Annotated in this window: 25 protein-coding genes and 1 other annotated feature; of the genes, 24 read left to right on the top strand and 1 reads right to left on the bottom strand. The window is 37.9% G+C overall.

The genetic code is table 11. The annotated features are described in order from the left end of the window. The 15 genes from QM968_RS02510 (at position 1) to QM968_RS02440 (ending at position 18412) form a co-directional block, all read left to right on the top strand. On the top strand, positions 1–330 hold the full coding sequence (locus QM968_RS02510) for a DUF2304 domain-containing protein (protein ID WP_009732676.1): 330 nt from the start codon (positions 1–3) through the stop codon (positions 328–330). Beyond that, on the top strand, positions 320–1603 hold the full coding sequence (locus QM968_RS02505) for a lipopolysaccharide biosynthesis protein (protein ID WP_009732677.1): 1284 nt from the start codon (positions 320–322) through the stop codon (positions 1601–1603). The genes QM968_RS02510 and QM968_RS02505 overlap by 11 nt, the downstream gene beginning before the upstream one ends. Continuing rightward, positions 1593–2375, top strand: a complete 783-nt coding sequence (locus tag QM968_RS02500; RefSeq protein ID WP_414381984.1) for a glycosyltransferase family 2 protein — start codon at positions 1593–1595, stop codon at positions 2373–2375. The genes QM968_RS02505 and QM968_RS02500 overlap by 11 nt, the downstream gene beginning before the upstream one ends. A gap of 9 nt (positions 2376–2384) precedes the next feature. Then, positions 2385–3863 (top strand): DUF2142 domain-containing protein, encoded by a 1479-nt coding sequence (locus QM968_RS02495; RefSeq protein WP_414381981.1) that lies wholly within the window; start codon positions 2385–2387, stop codon positions 3861–3863. A gap of 82 nt (positions 3864–3945) precedes the next feature. After that, positions 3946–4875 (top strand): glycosyltransferase family 2 protein, encoded by a 930-nt coding sequence (locus tag QM968_RS02490; protein WP_414381979.1) that lies wholly within the window; start codon positions 3946–3948, stop codon positions 4873–4875. Then, positions 4872–6773: a hypothetical protein gene (locus QM968_RS02485; protein ID WP_414381977.1), complete on the top strand. Its 1902-nt coding sequence runs from the start codon at positions 4872–4874 to the stop codon at positions 6771–6773. Before QM968_RS02490 ends, QM968_RS02485 begins: the two co-directional genes overlap by 4 nt. A gap of 65 nt (positions 6774–6838) precedes the next feature. After that, complete coding sequence (gene rfbD, locus QM968_RS02480) at positions 6839–7690, top strand: dTDP-4-dehydrorhamnose reductase (protein WP_414381974.1); 852 nt, start codon at positions 6839–6841, stop codon at positions 7688–7690. A 105-nt stretch (positions 7691–7795) separates the two neighbouring features. Continuing rightward, positions 7796–8944 carry a beta 1-4 rhamnosyltransferase Cps2T gene (cps2T, locus tag QM968_RS02475; RefSeq protein WP_414381971.1) on the top strand — a complete coding sequence of 383 codons (1149 nt, stop codon included), beginning with the start codon at positions 7796–7798 and terminating at the stop codon, positions 8942–8944. Beyond that, entirely contained in the window at positions 8941–9882 is a 942-nt protein-coding gene (locus QM968_RS02470; RefSeq protein WP_414381969.1) for a glycosyltransferase family 2 protein, read from the top strand. The genes cps2T and QM968_RS02470 overlap by 4 nt, the downstream gene beginning before the upstream one ends. Continuing rightward, positions 9882–10688, top strand: a complete 807-nt coding sequence (locus QM968_RS02465) for an ABC transporter permease (RefSeq protein WP_414325299.1) — start codon at positions 9882–9884, stop codon at positions 10686–10688. Before QM968_RS02470 ends, QM968_RS02465 begins: the two co-directional genes overlap by 1 nt. Beyond that, positions 10688–11890 (top strand): ABC transporter ATP-binding protein, encoded by a 1203-nt coding sequence (locus tag QM968_RS02460; protein WP_414381966.1) that lies wholly within the window; start codon positions 10688–10690, stop codon positions 11888–11890. Before QM968_RS02465 ends, QM968_RS02460 begins: the two co-directional genes overlap by 1 nt. 17 nt (positions 11891–11907) lie before the next feature. Next, a complete protein-coding gene (locus tag QM968_RS02455; RefSeq protein ID WP_414381963.1) occupies positions 11908–13566 on the top strand; it encodes a glycosyltransferase family 4 protein in 1659 nt (552 codons plus the stop codon). Position 13567: 1 nt separating this feature from the next. Next, positions 13568–15316, top strand: a complete 1749-nt coding sequence (locus QM968_RS02450; protein WP_009732689.1) for a rhamnan synthesis F family protein — start codon at positions 13568–13570, stop codon at positions 15314–15316. Continuing rightward, entirely contained in the window at positions 15316–17841 is a 2526-nt protein-coding gene (locus tag QM968_RS02445) for an LTA synthase family protein (RefSeq protein WP_414381960.1), read from the top strand. The genes QM968_RS02450 and QM968_RS02445 overlap by 1 nt, the downstream gene beginning before the upstream one ends. Positions 17842–17935: 94 nt before the next feature. After that, the gene (locus QM968_RS02440) at positions 17936–18412 is read left to right on the top strand and encodes an EbsA family protein (protein WP_009732691.1); all 477 of its coding nucleotides are present in this window, start codon (positions 17936–17938) and stop codon (positions 18410–18412) included. A 10-nt stretch (positions 18413–18422) separates the two neighbouring features. Here QM968_RS02440 and QM968_RS02435 read toward each other — a convergent pair whose 3' ends face one another. Continuing rightward, positions 18423–18620: a ferredoxin gene (locus QM968_RS02435; protein ID WP_414381958.1), complete on the bottom strand. Its 198-nt coding sequence runs from the start codon at positions 18618–18620 to the stop codon at positions 18423–18425. A gap of 45 nt (positions 18621–18665) precedes the next feature. On the opposite strand from QM968_RS02435, the gene QM968_RS02430 reads away from it, so the two are divergent. From QM968_RS02430 to QM968_RS02390, 9 genes are all read left to right on the top strand, one after another. Beyond that, entirely contained in the window at positions 18666–19112 is a 447-nt protein-coding gene (locus tag QM968_RS02430) for an SAG1386/EF1546 family surface-associated protein (protein WP_414381956.1), read from the top strand. Positions 19113–19126: 14 nt separating this feature from the next. Beyond that, entirely contained in the window at positions 19127–19810 is a 684-nt protein-coding gene (cmk, locus tag QM968_RS02425; RefSeq protein WP_414381954.1) for a (d)CMP kinase, read from the top strand. Between the two features lie 20 nt (positions 19811–19830). Next, positions 19831–19961 (top strand) — a sequence feature (ribosomal protein L20 leader region). A 15-nt stretch (positions 19962–19976) separates the two neighbouring features. Further along, positions 19977–20507: a translation initiation factor IF-3 gene (infC, locus tag QM968_RS02420; protein ID WP_004253871.1), complete on the top strand. Its 531-nt coding sequence runs from the start codon at positions 19977–19979 to the stop codon at positions 20505–20507. A 33-nt stretch (positions 20508–20540) separates the two neighbouring features. Further along, entirely contained in the window at positions 20541–20741 is a 201-nt protein-coding gene (rpmI, locus tag QM968_RS02415) for a 50S ribosomal protein L35 (protein ID WP_001125942.1), read from the top strand. Positions 20742–20790: 49 nt separating this feature from the next. Beyond that, on the top strand, positions 20791–21150 hold the full coding sequence (rplT, locus tag QM968_RS02410; RefSeq protein WP_000124834.1) for a 50S ribosomal protein L20: 360 nt from the start codon (positions 20791–20793) through the stop codon (positions 21148–21150). 129 nt (positions 21151–21279) lie between these two features. Continuing rightward, on the top strand, positions 21280–21747 hold the full coding sequence (locus QM968_RS02405; RefSeq protein WP_414381951.1) for a deoxycytidylate deaminase: 468 nt from the start codon (positions 21280–21282) through the stop codon (positions 21745–21747). A gap of 174 nt (positions 21748–21921) precedes the next feature. Continuing rightward, entirely contained in the window at positions 21922–22362 is a 441-nt protein-coding gene (locus tag QM968_RS02400) for a hypothetical protein (protein ID WP_414381948.1), read from the top strand. A gap of 135 nt (positions 22363–22497) precedes the next feature. After that, entirely contained in the window at positions 22498–22965 is a 468-nt protein-coding gene (locus tag QM968_RS02395) for a hypothetical protein (protein ID WP_414381946.1), read from the top strand. 138 nt (positions 22966–23103) lie between these two features. Next, positions 23104–24330, top strand: a complete 1227-nt coding sequence (locus tag QM968_RS02390; RefSeq protein ID WP_414381943.1) for an ABC transporter permease — start codon at positions 23104–23106, stop codon at positions 24328–24330. Positions 24331–24395 lie beyond the last annotated feature (65 nt).

Raw genomic sequence — 24395 nt, 5'->3', positions numbered from 1 at the left:
ATGCTAAATATTTGGTTAACCCTTATTGTAATTATTTTTATGGTTTATATTCTGCGACTAGTTGCAAAGAAAGTTGTTGAAATGAGAAATGTCATCTCTTGGCTTATTCTTTGTATCGTCTCGTTGCCAGTCATTTGGTTTCCTAATTTGATTGGACAACTTTCAAAGATGTTAGGAATTCAAGTTCCAAGCAATCTAGTCTTCTTCTTAGGTTTCTGTTTACTTGTTTATTTAAACTTCTCTTTGACTCGGATTACCTCAAAACAATCCGTTCAAATCCGACAGTTGTCTCAGAAAATTGCATTACAGGTTAAAGAGCATGAAGAATAATCAGCCTATTTCAACTGAGAAGGTATATTTTTGGAATCTGTTAGGAAACTTGGCATTCGCTGGATCATCTGTGCTATTTACATTAATCGTTACACGAATGACCTCTCCAATGGAAGCAGATTCCTTTAGTCTGGCTTATGGAATTGCTGCGATTCTTGTGGTGGTAGGAATGTTTCAGGTTCGAAGCTACCAGGGGACAGATGTCCATTATAGACATTCCTTTACAAGCTATAGTATTGCCAGAGGTCTCTCTCTCCTACTTATGGTGGCTATCTTCTTTCCTTATTTATTTATTTCGGGGATTGATCTTCATGAGAGTTCAAAAATTACCATTATCGCCTTATATGTTCTCTTTCGAATGTGTGAGGCAATTTCTGATCTTTTCCAAGGGATGTTTCAGCGTCATGAACGATTGGATATTGCTGGCAAATCAATGACGATTCGTTATTCTATTAGCACAATCCTTTTATTGGTATTTTTACTTGTCACAAAATCCTTGACCCAGTCCTTGCTTTATTTAGTCCTTTTAAATTTTATTTTTGTATTCTCTTATGATTACGTAAAATCAAAAGAATTTGAATCCATTGATATTTCAGTAAACAATCTCAAAAGGAACTTGTTCGATGCGATTGCTATTTTAAAAAATTGTATTCCTCTCTTTATTAGTGGATTTTTACTTGCTTATATTTTCAATGAACCTAGAATCGCCATTGACTCTGAAATCAGACTGGGACATTTTATTGCAGGTACACAACGGGATTATAATATTTTGTTTATGCCTGTCTTTTTTATGAGTCTCTTTATTTTAATCCTTAGACCCTTAACAACTCAGTTAGCGATCTTATGGAAGAATAAAGACTTGAAAAAATTCGATGCCATTATTAAGAAATTGTTTGTGATTGTCTTGGGAGTTGGCTTGATTTTGACTGTACTAGCCTATTTGATTGGGACTCCAATTTTAAGTCTTGTTTTTGGCTTACCTTTATATCAACATAGCAGTACGCTAGCTATCCTTGTTTTCTCTGGTATCTTGTATTCTCTTGGGATCGTTTTTGGCGATGTCATGACAGTTATTCGCAAACAAACTTATTTATTGCCTGTATATTTGTTCATGTTCATAACTTCCAAACTGACAAATGACTATTTTGTACATAGATTAGGGCTTTTGGGAGCTTCTTTAAGCTTTTTAATCGTGATGTTCGTTTATTTTAGTGGAAGTTTACTTGTTTATTTTGTTGCAAGAAAAGTAGAAAGGATGAGCTATGCTCGTTAATCAAAAACACACCTGGGTGATTTGTGCTTATGGAGAGAGTGAATATTTAGATGATTGTATTCAATCCTTGAAAAAACAAACTCTCCAATCGCAGATTATTTGTTATAGTTCAACACCATTGGATTCGATCAAAGAACTTTGCCAGCGTTATGATATTCCATTTTATACGAAGCAAGGTGGGGGAATTGGCAAGGATTGGAACAATGCCCTGTCTTTTGTAGAGACAAAATATGCAACCATTGCCCATCAGGATGATTATTATGAGCCGGAATATGCTGAGAAAGTATTGGCTAAGATGGAGAAACATCCAGATGTGTTAATTGGCTATTCTGATTATTTTGAAGAAAAAGACGGCCATAAAATTCCTGCGAATACAAATCTTAAGATCAAAACCTTGATGTTAAAAACCATGAATCTTTTTCCAGCAAGTCATTTCTGGCGCAACCGTGTGATGGCTTTTGGAAATCCGATTTGTTGTCCAGCTGTAACCTATCATCTTGAAAATCTGAAGAATTTCTTTTTTGATGAAGGAATGAGAGTGAGTTTGGATTGGTACGCATGGTATAAGATCAGTGAGTATAAAGGTCGTTTTGCTTATGTATCTGATAAGCTTATGTGCCACCGTATCCATGGAGAGTCTGAAACATCAAAAACGATTGCAGACAACACTCGAAGTAAAGAAGATCTATATATGTACGAACTCTTCTGGCCCAAATGGATTGCTAAGTTGCTAATGAGACAATATGTGAAGAGTCAACTTTCAAATAAGTAGGAGAAACTAATGGGATTTTTTGTTGATAGTTATGAGCGAAATAAAAAGTATTTAGGAGCTTTCGCGGTTCTGGCCTTTTGTATGACAGTCATTTATACAAAGCGTTTAGTAGATTTTCCTAAAATTGGTGTGCTGCTATTTGTAGTATTTGCTTTTCTCATTTTTCTTTTACCGAAGAAAAATATAGGGACCTTTATTGCTATGCTCATTGGCGGTCTTTCCTTTGCTTTCATTACACCTGTTTTGAATACGCCCGATGAACAAGTTCACCTATCAAGAACCATTCATATTGTTGAAGGTGACGTAAATATGGGAAATAAAAATATCCATATTACGGAAGATTACTTTGATGTATATAAGAACTTCAAAAAGCCGTTTACCAAATCTTCTTTGTTTGAAGAAAAACAGACGACCAAACAAGTGAAGTTTGGTAAAGAAACTGATTACAGGGCAACAAACTCATATTGGTTTATTGGTTACATTCCTCAGGCTCTTGGATTCGGGATTGGAAAATTTTTGAACTTGAGTGTAGGAGTCTCCTATTACTTAGGTCGAATTTTTAATGTGATCGCTTACTGTATTTTAGCTCTTATTGCCATTAAATTAAGTGGAAAAGCGAATCAGTTGATGACAATGGTTGCGATGTTTCCAATGAATCTGGTACTTGCTGCTTCATACAATCAAGATAGTGTAGCATTAGGGTTTACCTACCTCATTATTGGATTGTTCTTGAACTATGTAACAGATGATGAAAAAGTTGTTAGCATCAAGGATTTATTGCTGTATGCTTTGCTTTGTATCATCCTTGTTACAATGAAACTTCCTTATGTCTTGCTAGTAGGACTATTGCTCTTTATACCGAGAAAGAAAACGAAGTGTAAAAACTACTATCTCATCTCTCTCGCCTTGATTATCGCAGTCTTTGTCTTTACGATTTTTTGGTACGTTCTTACCCAGCAAGTTCGAATTGAGAACTTTAAACTGGAGGGCGCAGATGTAAAAGGCCAAATTAGTAGCATCATTTCAAAACCTCATTGGTATCTTCCAGTGATTTTGAAGGAGATGTTATTATCAGTCAGTCATTTAAATCAGCTCTATACCTTTGGTTGGTTGGATTTATCCATGTCAGAGGTTCTTATTCCAATTTATGCTCTATATAGCTTGATTACTTTTTCAAATTTTGGGAAGATCAAACTTCCAAAAGTATCAGTAGTAGGAGCAAGTTTGGTTTCTTTTGCGATTGTTGGGTTAATCTCTTTAACCTTGTATTTAACCTGGACACCAGTTGGAAATTTTGAAGTTTTAGGAGTTCAAGGTAGATACTATTTAGGAGTTGTCGCTCTGTCTCTACCAGTTATTTGCAGTTTGTTTAAGCAAAGAATTTCAGATGAACAAAAGTTTACGGATCATTTTGTAGTAGAAAGTAGTCTCATTATTATAGGTTTAACTATACTACAAACAATCTCTGTTTTATATGCTGTTGTATAATTGAAAGACTAAAATAAGTTATTACTAGGGGAAACCCTAGTTTTTTGTTACAATAGAGAGTGAATAAGTCAAGGAGTAAGATATGACACTATCAGTTGTAGTCCCATGTTTTAATGAAGAAGAATCAATTCCGTTATTTTATAGGGAAATGGAACGTGTTCGGATAGAGATGGGAGAAAAGTTTGAATATATTTTTATAAATGATGGTTCGTCAGACAGGACGCTATCTGTTCTACGTAAGCTACATGTTACAGATTCGAATGTGCACTATCTTTCCTTTTCACGGAACTTTGGGAAGGAAGCAGCTCTTTATGCTGGTCTCCAACATGCCACAGGTAATTATGTAACAGTCATGGACGTGGATCTACAGGATCCTCCAGAACTATTGATCGAAATGAAGCAGAAGTTGGAGGAAGAGCCGGATTTAGACTGTGTCGGAACGAGACGCGTAACCCGTGATGGGGAACCACCGATTCGCTCTTTCTTTGCACGGATGTTTTATAAATTGATCAATCATATTAGCCAAGTGGAAATGGTCGACGGGGCGCGTGATTTCCGTTTGATGCGCCGTCCTATGGTCAATGCCATACTTGAACTATCTGAGTACAATCGATTTTCTAAGGGAATTTTCGCCTGGGTTGGATTTGAGACAGAATACCTCGAATATAAAAATGTAGAGCGCGTGGCAGGAGAGACGTCTTGGAATTTTTGGTCCCTCTTTAAATACTCGATTGAAGGGATTGTTAATTTCTCGGATGCCCCACTAAATATTGCCTTTATTGGTGGACTTTTATCTTGGATCTTGGCCTTTATCATGGTGATTCTGATCGTAATCCGGACCTTAGTGTTTGGAGATCCTACTTCTGGATGGCCATCCCTCATGACAGTGATTCTTTTCCTAGGAGGGTTCCAATTACTAACCATCGGCATTTTAGGTAAATATATCGGTAAGATCTTCATGGAAACCAAGAAACGTCCAATTTATGTCATCAAAGAGAAAAGTGAAGAATGAACAATATCCTAAGTATGATTCTTGCTGTTAAGCAAAAGATAGATAGATTTTACAAGGAAATTGATCGTCTCCTCGATAAAATCAATCAGTTGGATATGGTAAAAGGGATCCGTAGTCATATTGACCGGCTTATAGAGGTTTTCAACCAAATTAGTAATAAGTTGATCTATTTATTTTTAACTTCCTATGCGCTCATTTTTACATTTGTATCTTTCAATCTGATCAATTTTCAAAGTCGCTCATATGACTATGTGTTTCATTTATCACGCATTGTCGGCTTAGCGGAGTCTATTGAACATTGGGATATCCTTCCCAATCTGAATTTTTTATTTGCATTTGGTACAGGATATGCTTCTCCCATGTTTTATGGTAATTGGCAGTTTTATCCGTCAGCTATCGTTTATATGATGACGAACGATGGAAATCTTGCTTATAGTATTTTTGCCTTCCTGATCACTCTTTGTACAATTCTATCAAGTTATATTGTTGTTTTGAAAATAGTAAATAATAAGATAACTGGCTTAGTAGTGGCACTGACAATACCGTGTTATTATACCTTATTTGGTTTTGGAATGACCATGGTAGTGCCGCTAGTCCCAATTCTTATATATTCTATTTATCGTGTGCTCTACTTAAATAAAAAGAACCCTCTCTATTTGGGGATTGTAGTAGCACTTTTAATTCAAACCCATATTTTATCAACTATTATATTAGCAATTTTTTCTGCGGTATTATTGTTATTAAATTATAAAAGGCTCACACTTGAAAAGATTATCTCTTTTGTATTTTCAATCTTGTTTGCCTTATGCTTGTCGGCAGGATACATTTTTCAATATCTTGAACAGGTTTCATCACAAAAGTTTTTCTTCACATGGACAGCGAGAAGTTTTCCTGTCAACGTGAAAGATACCTTTTGGGTTCCTTTCCCATTCCAAGCAGATCGATATGGTTTTTATAAGCCTTTCACACCATTAGAGTGGCCGATCCATCAATTTGTACGAGATGGACTATTTTATGCGAGTATGATCGTATTCTTATTCTATCGTCGTCTAGGTAGATTAAGTAAGACCATGTTTTGGACTTGTTGGATTTTATATTTTTCTGCGACAAGTCTTTTGCCTTGGAATTCGATATTGAAATACAGTTTTATAGGGAGTATGCAGTATTCAGGGCGTTTACTATTTTTCATTCCCCTGTTGTTCCTATTCTTTCTTGCTGTTACAAATAGAAATGGTTTCTTCTCGATTGTTTTATGTATCTTGAGTTTATCTTTTTATTTCAATCACGTAGTTCCTCAATTTGATTCATCTTCAAAAAATTACAAACAGATGCGTGAGGATAATAAAAAGAATGATAAATTACTAAAATCGGTTTATAAAGGTGATAAATCCAAATATATTGATCCTGTAGGTGATGAATATTATAATCTCGATATCAATAACCAAGATATACGCTTACCACAATTTACAGTATTTCAAACAGGGAAGGATGTAAAAATATCAAATATTAAAAAGAGATACAATCTTTTAGAATTTGATATAAAAGTTCCTGATGACAAAAAAGAAACTAGCGTTTCTATACCAATGGTATGGTACAAAGGATATCGCGCAGAATATTCTAGGGGAGCTGAAGGATCTCAACCTGTACTGAAACAGCGTGCTTTTACCGAATCGGAATTAAAAGAAAATAAAAAAGCTCGGAGACCAACTGTTTCAGAAAAAGTTTTAAATAATGGTAAAATTTATTTATCTATTAGAAATTCTGGTCATGTAAAAATTTCTTATCACAAGACATTTATACAGTATCTTGGTTTCATGATAGAATGGATCTCTTGGATACTAGTGTTCTTCATTTTTAAACAGAAGTTTTCAAAAAATAAGGAGCACTTCCCATCCTAAAAAGCAGAAAACTTCTGCTTTTTTTGCTATAATGATAGGGAAAAAGCATTCGAAAGGAACGTAACATGATTTTAATTACAGGAGCAAATGGTCAACTTGGAACAGAGCTTCGCCATTTGTTAGATGAACGAAATGAAGAATATGTAGCTGTCGATGTAGCTGAAATGGACATCACAAATGCAGAGAAAGTTGACGAGGTATTTGCGGAAGTAAAACCAACCTTGGTATATCACTGTGCTGCTTACACAGCTGTTGATGCTGCTGAAGATGAAGGAAAAGAGTTGGACTATGCCATCAACGTGACCGGTACGGAAAATGTAGCAAAAGCGTCTGAAAAACATGGTGCAACTTTGGTTTATATCTCAACCGACTACGTTTTTGATGGGAAAAAACCAGTGGGGCAAGAATGGGAAGTAGACGATCAACCAGATCCCCAAACAGAGTACGGCCGTACAAAACGTATGGGAGAAGAATTGGTTGAGAAGCATGTTTCGAACTTCTACATCATCCGTACAGCTTGGGTCTTCGGGAACTACGGTAAGAACTTTGTCTTCACCATGCAAAACCTTGCCAAGACTCATAAAACACTTACAGTCGTCAACGACCAACATGGTCGTCCAACCTGGACACGTACTCTTGCTGAGTTCATGACTTATTTGGCTGAAAATCGTAAAGAATTTGGTTATTACCACTTGTCTAACGATGCAAAAGAAGATACAACCTGGTATGACTTTGCAGTTGAGATCCTCAAAGATACGGATGTAGAAGTGAAGCCAGTTGATTCCAGCCAATTCCCTGCTAAGGCAAAACGTCCGCTTAACTCAACGATGAGCTTGGCAAAAGCGAAAGCTACAGGATTCGTTATTCCAACTTGGCAAGATGCCTTGAAAGAGTTCTATAAACAAGAAGTGAAATAAGTGTAAAGAGAAGCGACCCTAGGGTCGCTTTTCTGTTTGGATTAGGCAAAAAGCCTAGAAAATGGTATAATTGAGTAGACTGTAAATTATTAGAAAGGGAATATTATGCAACACGTTTTTATTATCGGAAGTCGTGGGCTTCCGGCTCAATACGGCGGTTTTGAGACTTTTGTTGACCAATTGGTGACGCATCAAGTGTCTCCAGATATTCAGTACCATGTTGCTTGCCTTTCTAATGATCAAGCCTATCATCATTTTGATTATAAGGGTGTCGATTGTTTTACGATTAAAGCCCCCAAGCTTGGGCCTGCGCGTGTCATCGCCTATGATATGATGGCCATCAACTATGCCTTGAAGATCATTAAAAAGCAGGGAATTGAAAAACCTATTTTTTATGTTTTGGGAAATACGATTGGGGCCTTCGTAGCACCCTTTGCGCATAAGATTCATAAGATGGGTGGGAAATTCTATATCAATCCAGATGGACTGGAGTGGAAGAGGGCCAAGTGGGCCAAACCGATTCAAGCCTATCTCAAGTATTCTGAAAAGATCATGACGCGCCATGCGGATTTGGTAATTTCTGACAACCCTGGTATTGAGTCCTATATCAAGGAAGCCTACCCTTGGTCCAAGACGACCTATATTGCCTATGGAACTGACTTGTCTTCGACCAACCTGACCAGTCAGGATAGGAAGGTCAGAGAACTCTATCACAAGTGGCAGACACAAGAGAAGAACTATTATTTGATCTTGGGTCGCTTTGTCCCAGAAAATAATTATGAGACTGCCATTCGTGAATTTATGGCCTCTTCTACCAATCGGGATTTGGTGATCATTTGTAACCATGAAGGCAATCCCTATTTTGAAGAGCTTCGAACTCGAACAGGCTTTGATCAGGATCCTCGTATTAAGTTTGTAGGAACGGTTTATGACCAAGACCTCTTGAAGTATATCCGTAAAGAAGCCTTTGCCTATATCCATGGTCATGAAGTGGGTGGAACCAATCCAGGTCTTCTAGAGGCTCTCGCTCAGACGGATCTGAATTTAGTATTAGGAGTCTCCTTTAACCAAACGGTTGCAAAGGATTCGGCTCAATATTGGACTAAAGAAACTGGAAATTTGGCGTATTTGATTGACCAGATAGATCCTTTAGAAGATGTATCTGAATGGGGTCAACGTGCCAAGGACAATATGAAGCAAAACTTTACCTGGGAAAAAATTGTAGGTGAATACGAGGAATTATTCTTATCATGAAAGTAAATATCTTGTTGTCCACCTATAATGGTGAACAGTATCTAAAAGAGCAGGTCAAAAGTATCCAAGACCAGACTTATCAGGATTGGCAACTCTTGATCCGAGATGATGGGTCGACAGATGGTACGGTGGAGATCATTCAAGAGTTGGTAGCCCAGGATGAGCGCATTCGCTTTATCAACCAAGAAGCTATCGAAAATCTCGGTGTTATCAAGAGTTTTCACACACTCTTAAAATATGAAAAGGCTGATCTTTATTGTTTTAGTGACCAAGATGATGTCTGGCTTCCTGAAAAGATTGCCCTACAAGTGGAAGCAGCATCCAAGCATCCTCAGGAAGTGCCTTTGCTGGTCTACACGGATTTAAAAGTGGTTGATGAAAACTTGAATGTGCAGCACGAAAGTATGATTCGCACCCAGTCTGATCATGCCAATACGGAACTGATTCAAGAATTGACAGAAAATACAGTAACTGGCGGAGTAGCCATGATTAATCATGCCCTGGCTGACTTATGGACAGGTCAAGAAAAGCATGCGCTTCTCATGCATGATTGGTACCTAGCATTGTTGGTAGCTAGCTTTGGAAAGCTCATTTATATTGATCAGCCGACAGAATTGTACCGTCAGCACAGTAGCAACGTTCTTGGGGCTCGTACCCTTAGAAAACGGGTTAAAAACTGGGTTCGCCCTCATATTCTTTTTGCTAAATATTGGAAGCTTATTGAATCCAGTCAAGAACAAGCAAAAAATCTATTGGATCTGCCAGTCAGCCCCCAAAATAAAGAAATCATTGAAAACTTTGTGACCATCATGGACGTACCGCTAAGAGAACGTTTGAGACGGATTCGTCAGTATGGTTACCGTAAGAACCGAGCCTTTCACACCTTTGTGTTTACTAGCTTGATTCTGACAAAGTTTGCATATCGAGGTAAAAAATAATGTTTGACGTTTTAAGTCAGAAAAATCGAATTTTATTACGAGAGTTAATTAAAACAGACTTTAAATTACGCTACCAAGGATCAGCAATTGGTTATCTTTGGTCGATTTTAAAGCCCTTGATGACCTTTAGTATTATGTATATTGTCTTCATCCGATTTTTACGCTTGGGTGGAGATGTGCCCCATTTCCCAGTTGCCCTCTTGTTGGCCAATGTAATTTGGGGCTTCTTCTCAGAAGCAACTTCCATGGGGATGGTGTCGATTGTTAGTCGAGGCGACTTGTTGCGGAAGTTGAACTTCTCCAAACACATCATTGTCTTGTCCGCAATTTCAGGAGCAGCGATTAACTTTGTCATTAACCTGGTTGTGGTCTTGATTTTTTCATTCTTTAATGGGGTGACATTTTCTTGGACAGCCTTGATGGTCATTCCGCTATTCTTTGAGTTATTCTTGATGGCGACAGGATGCGCTTTGATCTTAGCGACATTTTTTGTTCGTTTCCGCGATCTTGGACAAGTCTGGGAAGTGCTCTTGCAAGCCGGATTGTATGCAACGCCAATTATCTACCCGATTACCTTTATTGCAGATCGCAATCCATGGGCTGCTAAGTTGGTCATGATGAATCCCTTGGCTCAAATTATTCAAGACATGCGTTATTTCTTGATTGATAAGGCCAACACCCCAGTCTGGCTTTTGGTGGAGAATAAGTTCTTGGTACTGATTCCTTATGTCTTGCCAATTCTTATTTTTATCGCTGGCTTTGCTTACTTTAACAAACATGCTAAGAAATTTGCGGAGATTCTCTAATGACAGATAAAGAAATTGCAGTAAAAGTAGACCATGTCAGCAAGTACTTTAAGTTGCCAACAGAAGCAACCAATAGTCTTCGAACTGCCCTGGTCAATCGCTTCAAAGGGATCAAAGGCTACAAAGAACAGCACGTTCTTAAGGATATTTCTTTTGAAGTAGAAAAAGGAGACTTTTTCGGGATCCTCGGTCGAAATGGTTCTGGAAAATCAACCCTCTTAAAAATCATTTCTGAAATCTATGTGCCGGAAAAAGGTTCCGTCACCATCGATGGGAAGTTGGTATCCTTTATCGAGCTTGGCGTCGGTTTCAACCCTGAACTGACTGGTCGAGAAAATGTCTATATGAACGGTGCCATGCTGGGCTTCTCAACAGCTGAAATTGATGCCATGTATGATGACATCGTAGACTTTGCTGAGTTGCATGACTTCATGAACCAGAAGCTCAAAAACTACTCTTCAGGGATGCAGGTTCGTCTGGCCTTTTCGGTCGCCATTAAGGCCCAAGGGGATATCTTGATTTTGGACGAGGTCCTTGCAGTAGGAGACGAAGCCTTCCAGCGCAAGTGTAACGATTACTTCCAAGAGCGGAAGAAGTCAGGGAAAACCACTATCCTGGTTACCCATGATATGGGAGCCGTCAAGAAGTATTGTAACAAGGCCGTTTTGATTGAAAATGGTTTAGTGAAGGCCATTGGTGATCCCTTTGATGTTTCTGATCAATATAGTTTTGACAATTTGGAATCGAGCTCCCATCCTAATGGAAATGAAGATGAGGGCTTGGTCACAGCGGAAGTTAAAGATTTTGCAGCTAGATTGCTTTCTCCTAAGAAAGTAACTCCTGATGATGAGGTTGTTATTGAGTTTTCATTTGATTTATTAGATGATTCTGTGAATCCTCATATAGCCTTTTCATTTGTTGATATTTCTACTGGGAATGGGCTTTATAACGATAATTCCATGGATATTCCATTATCTGGTGTCGGATCTAAAAAAATCACCTATAAATGTAAACTACCGTACTTTAATCATGTGAAATTAAGATTAGTAGCATTTTTAAGAGACGAAAATCAAGAAAACTTAGCAATATTGTCGACAACGAACCCTCCAGTCTTTTCAATTGATCGGGTTGTTGATCGGACCAATCGTTCAGAGTTGGATTCTTCTACTGGATTGTTAATCCGTCAAGGCAAGTGGGAATAATACCTTTGGTGTAGGCTATGAAAATTTTATTTGTTTCTCCTGTTGGAGCTATATTTAGTGGAGCAGAAGTATCGATTGTGAACCTGATGAAATTGTTGGTTCAGCAAGGTCATGAAGTTTACAATGTAATACCGGATAATGCTCCACATATCGATAAAGACTACCTCCGTCATATGGATACCACTGGGATTAAACTATTTCAGTTAAAAACGAATCAGTGGTGGTGGCCTGAGTCTAAAACACTGGATATTTCGGATTTAGAAATTCAAGCTTCTCAACAAAAGAATATTGATGAAGTAAGAGAAATCATTCAGAATGAACAGATTGAACTGGTTATTTCGAATACAGTAAATGTGTTTCAGGGAGCTATGGCAGCTGCATGTGAAAAGGTGAGACATATTTATATTATTCATGAATTCCCTTTTGGTGAGTTTGGCTATTATAAGGACCTAATTCCCTTAATTGATGATTTGTCTGATAAAATTTTTGTAGTCGAAGGGGAATTGTATCACACTCTTACGAATTATTTTACGACTGATAAATTGATTCCGTTTATTCCCTATACAGAAGTTCAAGAGCGTCCGCTCAAGAATTCTGCCATTTCTCGTTTTGTATCAATCGGTGGAATTAACGAACGAAAAAATCAGCTTGAGTTGCTCGAAGCCTATAATCACTTAAATCGGAAGGAGATCGAACTGGTCTTTATCGGAGGATGGGATGAGCAGTACAAAAAGTTGATGGATGCCTATATTCAAACGCATCATCTAGATCGTGTGACGTTTGTTGGGTTTCACTCGGATCCATGGTCCTTGGTGACAGATAAAGATATCCTCGTCTTGCCTGCTACATTAGAAACATTTTCTTTGGTATTTGTGGAATCAGTCTTAAATGGTGTTCCGACAATCATTTCTAATAATTTAGGTCATTTGTCTTCGAGTAAATTTTTAGAATCTGGGAATTTATATCCACTAGGGGATAAAGATTTGCTAAGTAAACAAATGGCTACAGTGATTGATCATTTTGATAGCTATAAAGAAAAACAATTACTGGATCAAGAACGCGCTCGAAAGAAATATAATCTTAAGACGATCTATGCTATTTTTAAAGATAACATTGAAGTAGAAACACCAATTGTGAACCAAAAGCTATCCTCTAAGTATGATCGATTTTTGGGGATGAAATACAAGAATCGTGATATCGAAGTGATTGGTAAATCTCAAGTGGTAGTTTCAGCTTCTAATGATGGGCTCCATTCAGCTTACCATGAAATAATCAAAGAGAGAATGGAAAATAAAGGCTCCATTATCTTTCAGCTTGAAAATGAAAAGAGTCTAAAAATATTACTTTCAGAATTTCCGGGATCCTATAAAAGATTGTCATTGATTGCATTGGAGGATCAAAGAGAAATTCCTCTTGTAACTTCAAATGGAATTGATTTCGAGAATGTTTTGGTTTTCTTTAATACCCACCCACATATTCTTTTTGATCTTTCGAATAGTTCAGGTAATCAATTTCAATTCTCCTATGAAAAAGAAAGTGACGAAGAATTTAGCAGACACCTATTCAACTTACATGAGAATCATAAAAAATTATCTCATGAATACAATTCCGTCATCCATTCTCGCCGTTGGACCATTCCAACAAAGATCTTGAAATTCTTAAGAATAAGGAAATAATATGCAACGTTTACTTTTATATGTTCACTACAATAAGTTTAATTTTATCAGTGGGCATGTACTCTACCAATTAGAAAAAATTCGCCCCTTGTATTCGCGGGTGGTCTTTATCTCTAATAGTCAGCTACCAGACGATGTGAAGGATCATTTGTCTTCCCAACAGTTGGTGGATGATATTCTAGAACGTCAGAATAGTGGCTTTGACTTCGCTGCTTGGCGGGATGGAATGCAGACGGTCGGCTTTGACCATCTGGCTCATTTTGATTCGGTTACCCTCATGAATGATACCTGCTTTGGACCTCTTTGGGATCTAGAACCAATCTATCAACAGTTCGAAAATGATGCTGAAGTGGATTTCTGGGGGATGACCAATTACCGGAAAGACAAGGATTTTAACGAGCATATTCAAAGTTATTATCTCAATTTTAAAAAACAGGTGCTGACATCAAGCGCCTTTCTAGAATTTTGGCAGGGGGTTCAAGACTTCACCAATGTTCAAGATGTGATTGATAACTATGAAACCAAGGTCACAACGAATTTCTTGGATGCTGGTTTTCGCTATAAAACTGTTTTTGATACCATCCATGAAGACACAACAGGGATGCTCTATCCGGACTTTTCATACTACAATCCTACAGCGATTCTCAATCATAAGGTTCCTTTTATCAAAGTCAAAACCATTGCCAATAATGAAGGAATCATGCCTTACATTTTTGACGAATTAGAACGTATATCAGACTATCCATTAGATTTGATTCTCAACCACATGTCTATGATTGATCGTCCGGACTATCCGTATTTGTTATCGCGTAAGTACTTGAAAAACCAAGAATTGGCTGGAGATTTCGGTAAAAAAGTTGCGGTTCATCTCCATGTCTTTTATGTGGACCTCTTGGAAGAATTTCTAGATGCTTTTCAAGCCTTTCAGTTCTCTTACGATTTGTGGATCACGACGGATGTAGAAGAGAAGAAGCAGGCTATTGAGCAAATTCTTTCCAATCGAGCACAAGATGCGACGGTAGTGGTGACTGGAAACATTGGACGAGATGTGTTACCAATGCTCCTCTTAAAAGAGGAACTCTCTCACTATGATTATGTCGGCCATTTTCATACCAAGAAATCCAAAGAAGCAGATTTTTGGGCGGGTGAATCTTGGCGCAAAGAATTGATTGAGATGCTGGTGAAGCCAGCGGATCAAATCCTTGGTAATATGGAGGCCAATCCAAAAGTCGGAATCACCATCGCCGATATTCCAACCTTCTTCCGTTACAATCGAATAGTCGTTGCCTGGAATGAAGCCCTCATTTCACCAGAGATGAACAAGCTCTGGGAACAGATGAATGCTACCAAGACAATTGATTTCAAAAATCTCAATACTTTTGTTATGAGTTATGGGACCTTTGTTTGGTTTAAATACGATGCTTTGAAACCACTCTTTGATTTGAATTTGACAGCAGCAGATGTACCAGCTGAACCCTTACCACAGAATTCAATTCTTCATGCGATCGAACGTTTGTTGGTCTATATTGCTTGGGATCAAAAGTATGACTTTAGGATCTCCCAAAACCCACATGTTCTCACACCATTTATCGATAATAAGCAGTTGAACAATCGGGAGGATCTCCAACCACATACCTTCGTGGACTTTAATCAAATCGGTGGAATTAAAGGAGCCTTGAAGTATATCGTGATTGGGCCAGCCAGAGCTGTGAAATATATAGTGAAAAGAATCATTAAGAAAGTGAAATAATGAAACGGAAAAAAGAGTTTAATTTTAAAGAATTTATTTTTTCAGCTTTATCAAAAGTTTCGAAAACCCAGTGGTATTATGGGGTTACTTTCGTTCTGTTTTCCCTTTTTAATTTTTATCTGGCCCAAAATAATCTTGCGGTCCACAATAAAGCGACTGGAACGGTTCTTCAGTATGTTAATTCTTTAGGACTTCTATTTGGAATTAGTTTTCTGCTACTGATTCCCATATTGTCTCAGTTTAATTTTAAAAAGTGGTTCCCTTTAAAACTGATTGTCAGTTATTTGGTCTACAATACACTGTCTTATTTGACGGAAATAACGATCTACCTGAATAATCCCAAATACAAGGTTTGGAATTTTGCTAAGAATCCATTTTTTAGAACAGACTCCTTTCTTGTTATTTTCCTCCTCTTTGTTCTAACAGGTGGCCTGGTTTTATTACGCCAGCATTATGATAAGTTACCTACTAGGAAAAAAGGAGAAGAAGAGATTGGAGAGAACTACCAGTATCTAGTCTTGTCACAACTTTTAATTACCTTTATTGTAACAGACAAAAATTTTTCCACCCTTATTTATAGGACAGATAATTTTTTGTATAAGTCCTTAGAAATCGGTAAATACTCAGCTCAGCAATTCTGGTTAACCAACGAATTCTTATACATTCTATTCCCGTTGATTTCCTTGTTTGGATTTTTATATACCAAAGGCCAACGAGATTTAGTCAAGAACAAACCGAGCTTTTCTTTGGTGTTCTTCACTAGTACCACCATTGCAATTGTATTGAATTACTTCATTCAATTCAGTTTAGGGCGAACAGAACCATTCTTAGGAGTTCATTTCACAATTCCCGATGCCATCTTATTTCAGATCCTGATCCTGACAGCGAGCTTCATCCTTGTTTATCTGTGTATAAATCAATATTGGATCGCTACCTGTCTCATTTCCATTGTTTCCATAGCTTTTGTGGTCGCAAATTCTATTAAGTTTGGAATGCGGAATGAACCTGTTTTACCGAGTGATTTAACCTGGTTGACCAAACCAATGACGCTTTTAAGCTTTATTGACAAGGCGCAACTATTTTATATCTTTTTATTAGTGGTTTTTCTTCTTTGTATCCTGATTGTTGGGAAGAAATACTTCTTTAAGGGACGAATTATTTCCTCCTGGAAAATTCAAGTTGGAGGGATTGTCTTGATGCTCCTTTGTTTTAAGGGTGTCAATGGGGTATTTAGTGATAAAGAAAACGGGAAGATCAAGGCCCAAGTACCAATTATTAGTACACTCAACAATTACCAAGATATTAACTGGTTAGGAAATACGACCAATGCTCGTTATAAGGGCTTGTCCTATGTTTGGATGAATCAATTAACGACGGAGGTGGTTCCAAAACCGGAAGGCTACTCAAAAGAACGTCTTGAAAAAATAGCTCAAAAATATACCAACTTGTCAAATGTGATGAATAAGGGGAGAAGCAACTACTTAAACGATCAAACGGTCATCTATATTCTGAGTGAGAGTTTTTCTGACCCTAGAAAAGTTGAGGGAGTAGAACTGACGCAGAATCCGATCCCCAATATTGAGAACATCATGAAGACACATACGAGTGGGCAAATGCAATCGGATGGTTATGGGGGCGGAACTGCAAATATGGAGTTCCAGACGCTGACTGGATTACCTTTCTACAATTTATCCCAAACCGTTTCGGTCTTGTATACGGAAGTCCTTCCTAAAATTCATGATGTTCCTTCTATCAGTAATACCTACTCAAAACAGAATAAGATTGCTGTTCACTTGGCAGGTAAATCGAATTATTCACGGGATATCGTTTATTCCCGCTTGGATTTCAAAGATTTCATTACGACCGATACAAAAGGAATCAAATATAGAAAAGAAGGGATTAGTCCGAGTGACGAATCCACCTATAATATTGTTTTAGACAACTTAAATGATAAAACCGGACAATTCTTTTCAGTGATGACCATGCAAAACCACACCCCGTGGTTAGAAGCCAATCCAGAAACTCTGGATGCAAAAGGTAAAGGATTTAGTGACGAAGAAAATTCAAAACTGACTTTCTATAGTCGTTTGCTTGCTCAAACAGACACCGCTACCCAATCCTTCCTGGAAAGTCTTTCTAAAATAGATAAGAAAATTACAGTGGTATTCTATGGAGATCACTTGCCGGGGCTCTATCCGGAGTCAGCCTTTAAGAACAACCCAGAAGGTCAGTACCAGACAGACTATTTCATTTGGAGTAATTTTGATGCACCGAAGTTAAATTATCCTTTGGTTAATTCAAGCGATTTCTCTGCTATGGTCTTTGAACAGACCAATTCAAAAGTTTCACCTTATTATGCTTTGTTGACTGAAGTTTTGAAAAAAGCTAGTATCGATAAAAAGGCTTTAGAAGGAGAAGCCTTAGAGATTGCGGATGATTTAAAAATGGTTGAATATGACCTGATTAGTGGGAAAGGTTACCTTTCTAAAGACTTCTTTAAAGTCCCAACCAATAAATCCAAATAAAAGGAGCGCTAGCAGTTAAAAATCTTTGTGATTTTGGCTGTCTGGCTCCCTTTTTTTTGTTTTTTATGCTAAACTATTAGATGGGGGTATGCTCATGATTAAGATATTTGGAAAGGTCCATTATCATTGGCAGCCGGACCTATCAATTCTTGTGACCTATTGGTCCATTGCAGTGATTCCGGTCTTTATTGGACTGGCTTTGATGTATGAGAGCTCTAGTGTTCCAACGCTAGTTTTGTTTTCCTTCTTTTTATTTATGGTCTTGCTTGCGATTGGGGTCCATCGCTACTTCACCATCTATGAGGATGGGATCTTACGGATTATTACAGCCAATCCTTTTACTCCAATCAGGGTGAAGATTGACTCGATTGAAAAGATAGAAGTGAATAAGAAGTCGATCAAGCTCATTTTTAATGATGGTTCGCGTAGTCGGACTTTCTGCATGCGCAAATGGCCGAAAAAATACTTTATCAATGCACTTGCCTTAAATTCATCTTTCAAAGGAGAAGTGGTCTTGACGGACAACTTTATCCATGTGGATTATTACGAGATGTATTATGCAGATAAATAAAAAAGCTCTCTTAATCTTTTAAGAGAGCATGAGTGGGGCATTCTTTGATGGCCTCGAGAACATCGTTTGTGACAGGAACTTCCTTTTCAAGGAGGTCGTCCTCTTCAGAAAATTTGACGATGCCATTGTCATGGTAATCGAATAATTCAGAATAGGTCTGACAGAGACCGCAGGCGATGCAACGATCTGGAATTAACGTAACTTTCATACTTCTATTGTAATGATTTTTACGAGAAAAAACAAGGAGGAAGTCATGGCAAAAGAACCATGGGAAGAAGATATTTATGATGATGGAGAAGAAACATTGAAACGTACAAGTAAGTTAAACGGCATTAAGGCAGATCGTCTGTTGACGATTTTAGCGATTATTTTCTTTGTAGTAGTAGTGGCTATGGTCTGCTTGTTGATTTTCCTTTCGACAGGGGGTAGCAACAAATCCAAACAAATGTCTGGCTTCTACAATGGAGAAACCAAGGTCGAACAGAAATCATCAGCACCTGCACAAACTGCAAAAACAGAAGAAAGTTCAACAGACGAAGAATCTGAGGAAGGTACGATCACTGTTCAAGCAGGTGAAGGCGAAGCAGCTATCGCTGCGCGTGCTGGTATTTCCATTGCACAATTGGAACAATTAAATCCATCTCACATGTCTACAGGATCATGGTATGCCAATCCTGGTGATGTCGTTAAGATTCAGTAGGAGTTGAGCGCAGCATGAAACAGATTCAAATTGCCATTGATGGGCCGGCTTCTAGCGGAAAATCAACAGTTGCAAAGATCATTGCCAAAGATCTGGATTATACCTATTTGGATACAGGGGCTATGTACCGTGCAGCGACCTATTTAGCCTTGCAACATAATGTGACCGCTGAACAGGTTGACGACTTGCTAGACCTTTTAGATCAGTATCCGATTAGTTTTGGACGATCAGAAGAAGGTGAGCAACTTGTTTATGTAGCAGACGTGGATATTACCCATCCGATTCGTGATAATCAAGTAACCAATAATGTTTCTTGGGTTGCAGCTCTCGCTCCTGTTCGTGAAAAACTTGTCGCTCTACAGCAAGCAATTGCGTCCCAAGGTGGGATTGTCATGGATGGGCGCGATATTGGAACGGTTGTCTTGCCAAATGCCGAGTTGAAGGTCTTCTTAGTGGCATCCGTGGAAGAACGTGCAGAACGTCGCTACAAGGAAAATCTGGAGAAGGGGATCACAGCAGATCTTGAATTGCTGAAGAAAGAAATTGCTGAGCGTGATTACAAAGACAGTCACCGTGCCGTTTCCCCATTGAAACCAGCAGCAGATGCCATTCATTTTGACACTACGGGTGTCGGAATTGCAGACGTGGTTGCATTTATTGAAGAAAAAGCAAAAAAAATCCTTGACAATCCATCATAAACTTGATATCATATAAAAGTTGAGAAAAGCAGAAGTGAGAACTTCTCGCCTTGCGACTAACGTTGTCTGGCCCCTACGGATCAAGTTTCAGAAATGAACTATAATCATGTAGTGCGGGTTTGCGTTAGCAAGTCCGCTCTTGTTTTTCTCTAAAATAAAAAAAGAGGTGAAAACCATAGCAAAGCAAGACTTATTCATCAATGATGAAATTCGTGTACGTGAAGTTCGCTTAATCGGTCTTGAGGGCGAACAATTGGGTATCAAACCACTTGGTGAAGCGCAAGCACTTGCGGACGACGCTAATGTGGACTTGGTTCTCATTCAACCTCAAGCTAAACCTCCTGTTGCGAAAATTATGGACTACGGTAAGTTCAAATTTGAGTACCAGAAGAAACAAAAAGAACAGCGCAAAAAACAAAGCGTTGTGACCGTGAAAGAAGTTCGTTTAAGCCCAGTTATTGACAAGGGTGATTTCGATACAAAACTTCGCAGTGCTCGCAAGTTCCTTGAAAAAGGAAACAAAGTGAAGGTTTCCATTCGCTTTAAGGGTCGTATGATCACTCATAAAGAGATTGGGGCAAAAGTTTTAGCCGACTTCGCTGAAGCAACTCAAGATATTGCTATCATCGAACAACGTGCTAAAATGGATGGTCGTCAAATGTTCATGCAGTTGGCACCAGCAACTGACAAGAAATAATCTGTCAGAAAGTTAAAAAAAGGAGAAAATATCATGCCAAAACAAAAAACACACCGCGCATCAGCTAAACGTTTCAAACGTACAGGTTCTGGTGGACTTAAACGTTTCCGTGCTTACACTTCTCACCGTTTCCACGGAAAAACTAAGAAACAACGTCGTCATCTTCGTAAAGCATCTATGGTGCATTCAGGAGATTTCAAACGTATCAAAGCAATGCTTACTCGCTTGAAATAATCGCGTATTTGTAAGTAAAGAATTCTAGGAAATATTGGAGGAAATATAAATGGCACGTGTTAAAGGTGGCGTTGTATCACGCAAACGTCGTAAACGTATTCTTAAATTAGCTAAAGGTTACTATGGAGCTAAACACATCTTGTTCCGTACTGCAAAAGAACAAGTAATGAACTCTTACTACTATGCATACCGTGACCGTCGTCAAAAGAAACGTGACTTCCGCAAATTGTGGATCACACGTATCAATGCGGCAGCTCGTATGAACGGACTTTCATACTCACAATTGATGCATGGTTTGAAATTGGCTGAGATCGAAGTAAACCGTAAAATGCTTGCTGACTTGGCTGTTAACGATGCAGCAGCTTTCACAGCTCTTGCAGACGCAGCAAAAGCAAAACTTGGTAAATAATTGATAAAGAGATCCATTTGGGTCTCTTTTTTGAGTGAAGGAATCGGCTGTGACAAAGACTTCTTTTATTTCACCCAATTTCGTGCTATAATGAAAAAAATTAGAAGGTTTTTGAAGGAGGAAAAGACTGTGAGACACAAACGGTTAGCCTGGGATGAATATTTTGCTGCACAGGCTTTGTTAATATCAAATCGAGCAACCTGTAAGCGGGCCAAGGTAGGTGCTGTATTGGTCAAGGATCATAAGGTAGTTGCAACGGGCTACAATGGCTCTGTCTCTGGTACAGAACATTGCTTGGATCATGACTGTCTCATGGTGGAAGGGCACTGTGTCCGAACTCTCCATGCGGAAGTCAATGCTATTTTACAGGGAGCTGAGCGGGGGATTCCTAAAGGGTTCACAGCCTATGTGACTCACTTTCCCTGCCTGAATTGTACCAAGCAGTTGCTTCAAGTTGGTTGCAAGCGGGTGGTTTATATCCATCAATACCGCATCGATGACTATGCGCAGTATCTCTACCGTGAAAAGGAAGTGGAACTGGTTCACCTCCCATTGGCAGTGGTCAAAGCAGCTATTGCAGAGGCAGATTTTATTTAAGGAAGTTTTCCCGTCTATTTCATGATATGTCAGCAATCTAATTGGAAATCCGTCCAAATTAATTTCTAAGAAATAGCATTGAATAGATGGAATCATGAAAAGAATGATGGAATCATGTATAATGGTGTTAAAAGAAAACATAAATAAAATAATAAGAAAAGGATAGGGGAAGCTATGACAGACCAAGAGAAACATTTTGAAGAAAATAAGGAACATAGTAAGATCAGTGAAGATCATCCCAATTCAATGTTTGTTCAGAATCCTCCAAAAGAAAATAGCTTACATTCTATTCTTCTTTCAGTGACCTTTTACTTATCCATTATCTATCTTGTATTGTTTGTCTCTTTATTTGCACTTTCGGGTTATGGATGGGGATTTGTCGTTTTGATTTTCCTTGGTCCAAACTTATTAAGTCTTGCGATTGGGGCTTTTCTAATTCGACTAGGGATGAAGAAGGGGAATAAAAGCCTTCTTTATGCGAGTATTGGACTCTATCTGCTGTCAATCATCTTGGCTTTTGATCCAGACTGGGAAATATTTCGAATTGCTCCCTTATGTTTAGGTGTTCTGGATTTAATCGGAACACTCCTGGTTAAAGAAGAGAAAAGCTTTTAATTAAAAGATAGGTATGGGCCACTTTACTTAATAAAAAGTATTCGGGTCGATCAAAGCGATAGTTAAATCAATTCTTTTTGTCGATTTTTGAGTGCTATTATTTTAAAGGATAACTAAAAATGTTAGGAGAAAGTTATGACAGATAAACATCTACATTCTGAAACAAACCAAGAAAAAGAGGGAATGCCAGAAGAATATGTTCAGCCACCAATGGCGGAACAAGGCCAAGAAAATCCTGTTCAGCAACCAATTGTTGAGCAAGATCAACAAAAATCTGTCCCTACTTCAGCTATTCTAACTCTTGCATATTACCTAGCTCTCGGCTATCTTGGCTTTGTTTTATGTGGTGCTATCGCAGTAGGACCATGGGTAATTTTGTACCTACTTAACATATTGCCTCATATGGTTTGTTTTATTCTTGCAACCATCCTACTACGGAATGGGAAAAACAAGGGAGATAAAACAACTCTATATGCAGCGACAATTTTTTATTTTATTGCTGTAATTGCTGCCAATGATCCGAAGTGGCATTTTAATCTGTTTTCATCACTTTTAATGGCTGGAATGGTTTTTATTGGAACGTTATTGCTTCCAAATGAATAATGATGATAGGAGATAGGGCCAAAAGTCCTATCTTTTTTGCTAAATACTGATTACACCCAGAGAAAGCGATTACAAACTGTGTTATAATTTAAATAAATGAATAGTTAAATACTTTTCTTAGAAAGTAGAGGAGAATCTATGTCTAGAAAAAAAAGGTATTATATACTGCTAATTCTTGAAGCAATTCTTTATCTTGTTTCTTATGGTAGTAGTCTAGTAGTGAGCTATAGTTCCCGAAATCTAAATGGAAATACACCACTGTTCACTGCCTCTAGTATTTTTTCTATCTGGAATGGAATGATTATTTGCTGGGTAATTTGGAGAATCATGAAGCAACGTTTAAATGTTGAAGGATTGATAGCTGTTCTTCTCCTCTCAATTACTCAACTACTTATGTTTTTTTTACCACCTTTTTCCCCAACAAATCTGCTGAACATTTCCTTTGTGCTAAATATCATTTGTTTAATATGGATTTGGTTGCTTATAAAGAATGTAGAAATGAGGGAGCTTTTAAACAATTGGAAAAGTAAAGATGGTTGGAAATCATCGATAGCTTATTTAGTACTATTTGTTGCCTCTACAAATATTTCTCCACTATTTATATTGATTGGTATGGATAGAACGAGTGACATTTACGCTTTTACACTGCGATACACTGTAATGGAGTTAATGTTTCTACTTCTGATTAATGTTATGATCACAAGTACAAGTGATAAACTTCAGAAAGTATTTTCTCTTTTGATAATTTTATCTTCTCTTGTTGAGATAGGTGTAGTATACTCTTTCATCTCTCGTATAAGCTTCTACGGTCTCTTTTATCTTCTCTTATCTATTTATATTGTTTGTCGTGTTTTTGGTTTGTTTGATAGAGTTGCAGATAGCTGGGAGTCCAAGGTGAAAGTACAAGATCTATCATCTATTGAAACTAAACCAGAGATGGCAGACTCTCAAGTAGAAGGAGAGATAGATGTAAACGATCAGTTGAATGCTGAGATACGATCAAACAATGATAAAGAAAATTCGCCAAAAAGAATTATTCTTCAGTCGTCTTGGTTATGGAGCGCCCTTATAATAGCAGTCTGTCACCTTGGTATTATGATTTTTCCTTTATTTTTAGGAAACCCCATGTATCTACTGATCTTATATATTGGTGCCATCCATTATATTTGTTTTATGATTGCGACTATATTACTTTTCATTGGTATGAGAAAAGGAAGTAAAGGACTCCTAAATGCGGCAGCTATCTTATTTGTTATTTCCATTATAGGTACGCCAGATACTTATTGGATAGGTCCAAATATTTTATCCTTTATTCTGGGAGTCTTGGTATTTATTGGAACTATATTATTTAAAAATGGAGACTGATTAAAGTAGATAGGGTTGAAAATTTTTAAAGATATGTTATCATTTAAGTAGATGGTAGGTCATCG

It is taken from the genome of Streptococcus sp. OMI870 (assembly GCF_047460295.1).
Taxonomy (GTDB): Bacteria; Bacillota; Bacilli; order Lactobacillales; family Streptococcaceae; genus Streptococcus.
This window is presented reverse-complemented; position numbering and strand designations above follow the sequence as displayed.

Bases quoted from the DNA above. Each gene is read 5' to 3' on its own strand.
- QM968_RS02510 (WP_009732676.1), top strand. From the start codon at position 1: ATGCTAAATATTTGGTTAACCCTTATTGTAATTATTTTTATGGTTTAT.
- QM968_RS02505 (WP_009732677.1), top strand. From the start codon at position 320: ATGAAGAATAATCAGCCTATTTCAACTGAGAAGGTATATTTTTGGAAT.
- QM968_RS02500 (WP_414381984.1), top strand. From the start codon at position 1,593: ATGCTCGTTAATCAAAAACACACCTGGGTGATTTGTGCTTATGGAGAG.
- QM968_RS02495 (WP_414381981.1), top strand. From the start codon at position 2,385: ATGGGATTTTTTGTTGATAGTTATGAGCGAAATAAAAAGTATTTAGGA.
- QM968_RS02490 (WP_414381979.1), top strand. From the start codon at position 3,946: ATGACACTATCAGTTGTAGTCCCATGTTTTAATGAAGAAGAATCAATT.
- QM968_RS02485 (WP_414381977.1), top strand. From the start codon at position 4,872: ATGAACAATATCCTAAGTATGATTCTTGCTGTTAAGCAAAAGATAGAT.
- rfbD (WP_414381974.1), top strand. From the start codon at position 6,839: ATGATTTTAATTACAGGAGCAAATGGTCAACTTGGAACAGAGCTTCGC.
- cps2T (WP_414381971.1), top strand. From the start codon at position 7,796: ATGCAACACGTTTTTATTATCGGAAGTCGTGGGCTTCCGGCTCAATAC.
- QM968_RS02470 (WP_414381969.1), top strand. From the start codon at position 8,941: ATGAAAGTAAATATCTTGTTGTCCACCTATAATGGTGAACAGTATCTA.
- QM968_RS02465 (WP_414325299.1), top strand. From the start codon at position 9,882: ATGTTTGACGTTTTAAGTCAGAAAAATCGAATTTTATTACGAGAGTTA.
- QM968_RS02460 (WP_414381966.1), top strand. From the start codon at position 10,688: ATGACAGATAAAGAAATTGCAGTAAAAGTAGACCATGTCAGCAAGTAC.
- QM968_RS02455 (WP_414381963.1), top strand. From the start codon at position 11,908: ATGAAAATTTTATTTGTTTCTCCTGTTGGAGCTATATTTAGTGGAGCA.
- QM968_RS02450 (WP_009732689.1), top strand. From the start codon at position 13,568: ATGCAACGTTTACTTTTATATGTTCACTACAATAAGTTTAATTTTATC.
- QM968_RS02445 (WP_414381960.1), top strand. From the start codon at position 15,316: ATGAAACGGAAAAAAGAGTTTAATTTTAAAGAATTTATTTTTTCAGCT.
- QM968_RS02440 (WP_009732691.1), top strand. From the start codon at position 17,936: ATGATTAAGATATTTGGAAAGGTCCATTATCATTGGCAGCCGGACCTA.
- QM968_RS02435 (WP_414381958.1), bottom strand. From the start codon at position 18,620: ATGAAAGTTACGTTAATTCCAGATCGTTGCATCGCCTGCGGTCTCTGT.
- QM968_RS02430 (WP_414381956.1), top strand. From the start codon at position 18,666: ATGGCAAAAGAACCATGGGAAGAAGATATTTATGATGATGGAGAAGAA.
- cmk (WP_414381954.1), top strand. From the start codon at position 19,127: ATGAAACAGATTCAAATTGCCATTGATGGGCCGGCTTCTAGCGGAAAA.
- rpmI (WP_001125942.1), top strand. From the start codon at position 20,541: ATGCCAAAACAAAAAACACACCGCGCATCAGCTAAACGTTTCAAACGT.
- rplT (WP_000124834.1), top strand. From the start codon at position 20,791: ATGGCACGTGTTAAAGGTGGCGTTGTATCACGCAAACGTCGTAAACGT.
- QM968_RS02400 (WP_414381948.1), top strand. From the start codon at position 21,922: ATGACAGACCAAGAGAAACATTTTGAAGAAAATAAGGAACATAGTAAG.
- QM968_RS02395 (WP_414381946.1), top strand. From the start codon at position 22,498: ATGACAGATAAACATCTACATTCTGAAACAAACCAAGAAAAAGAGGGA.
- QM968_RS02390 (WP_414381943.1), top strand. From the start codon at position 23,104: ATGTCTAGAAAAAAAAGGTATTATATACTGCTAATTCTTGAAGCAATT.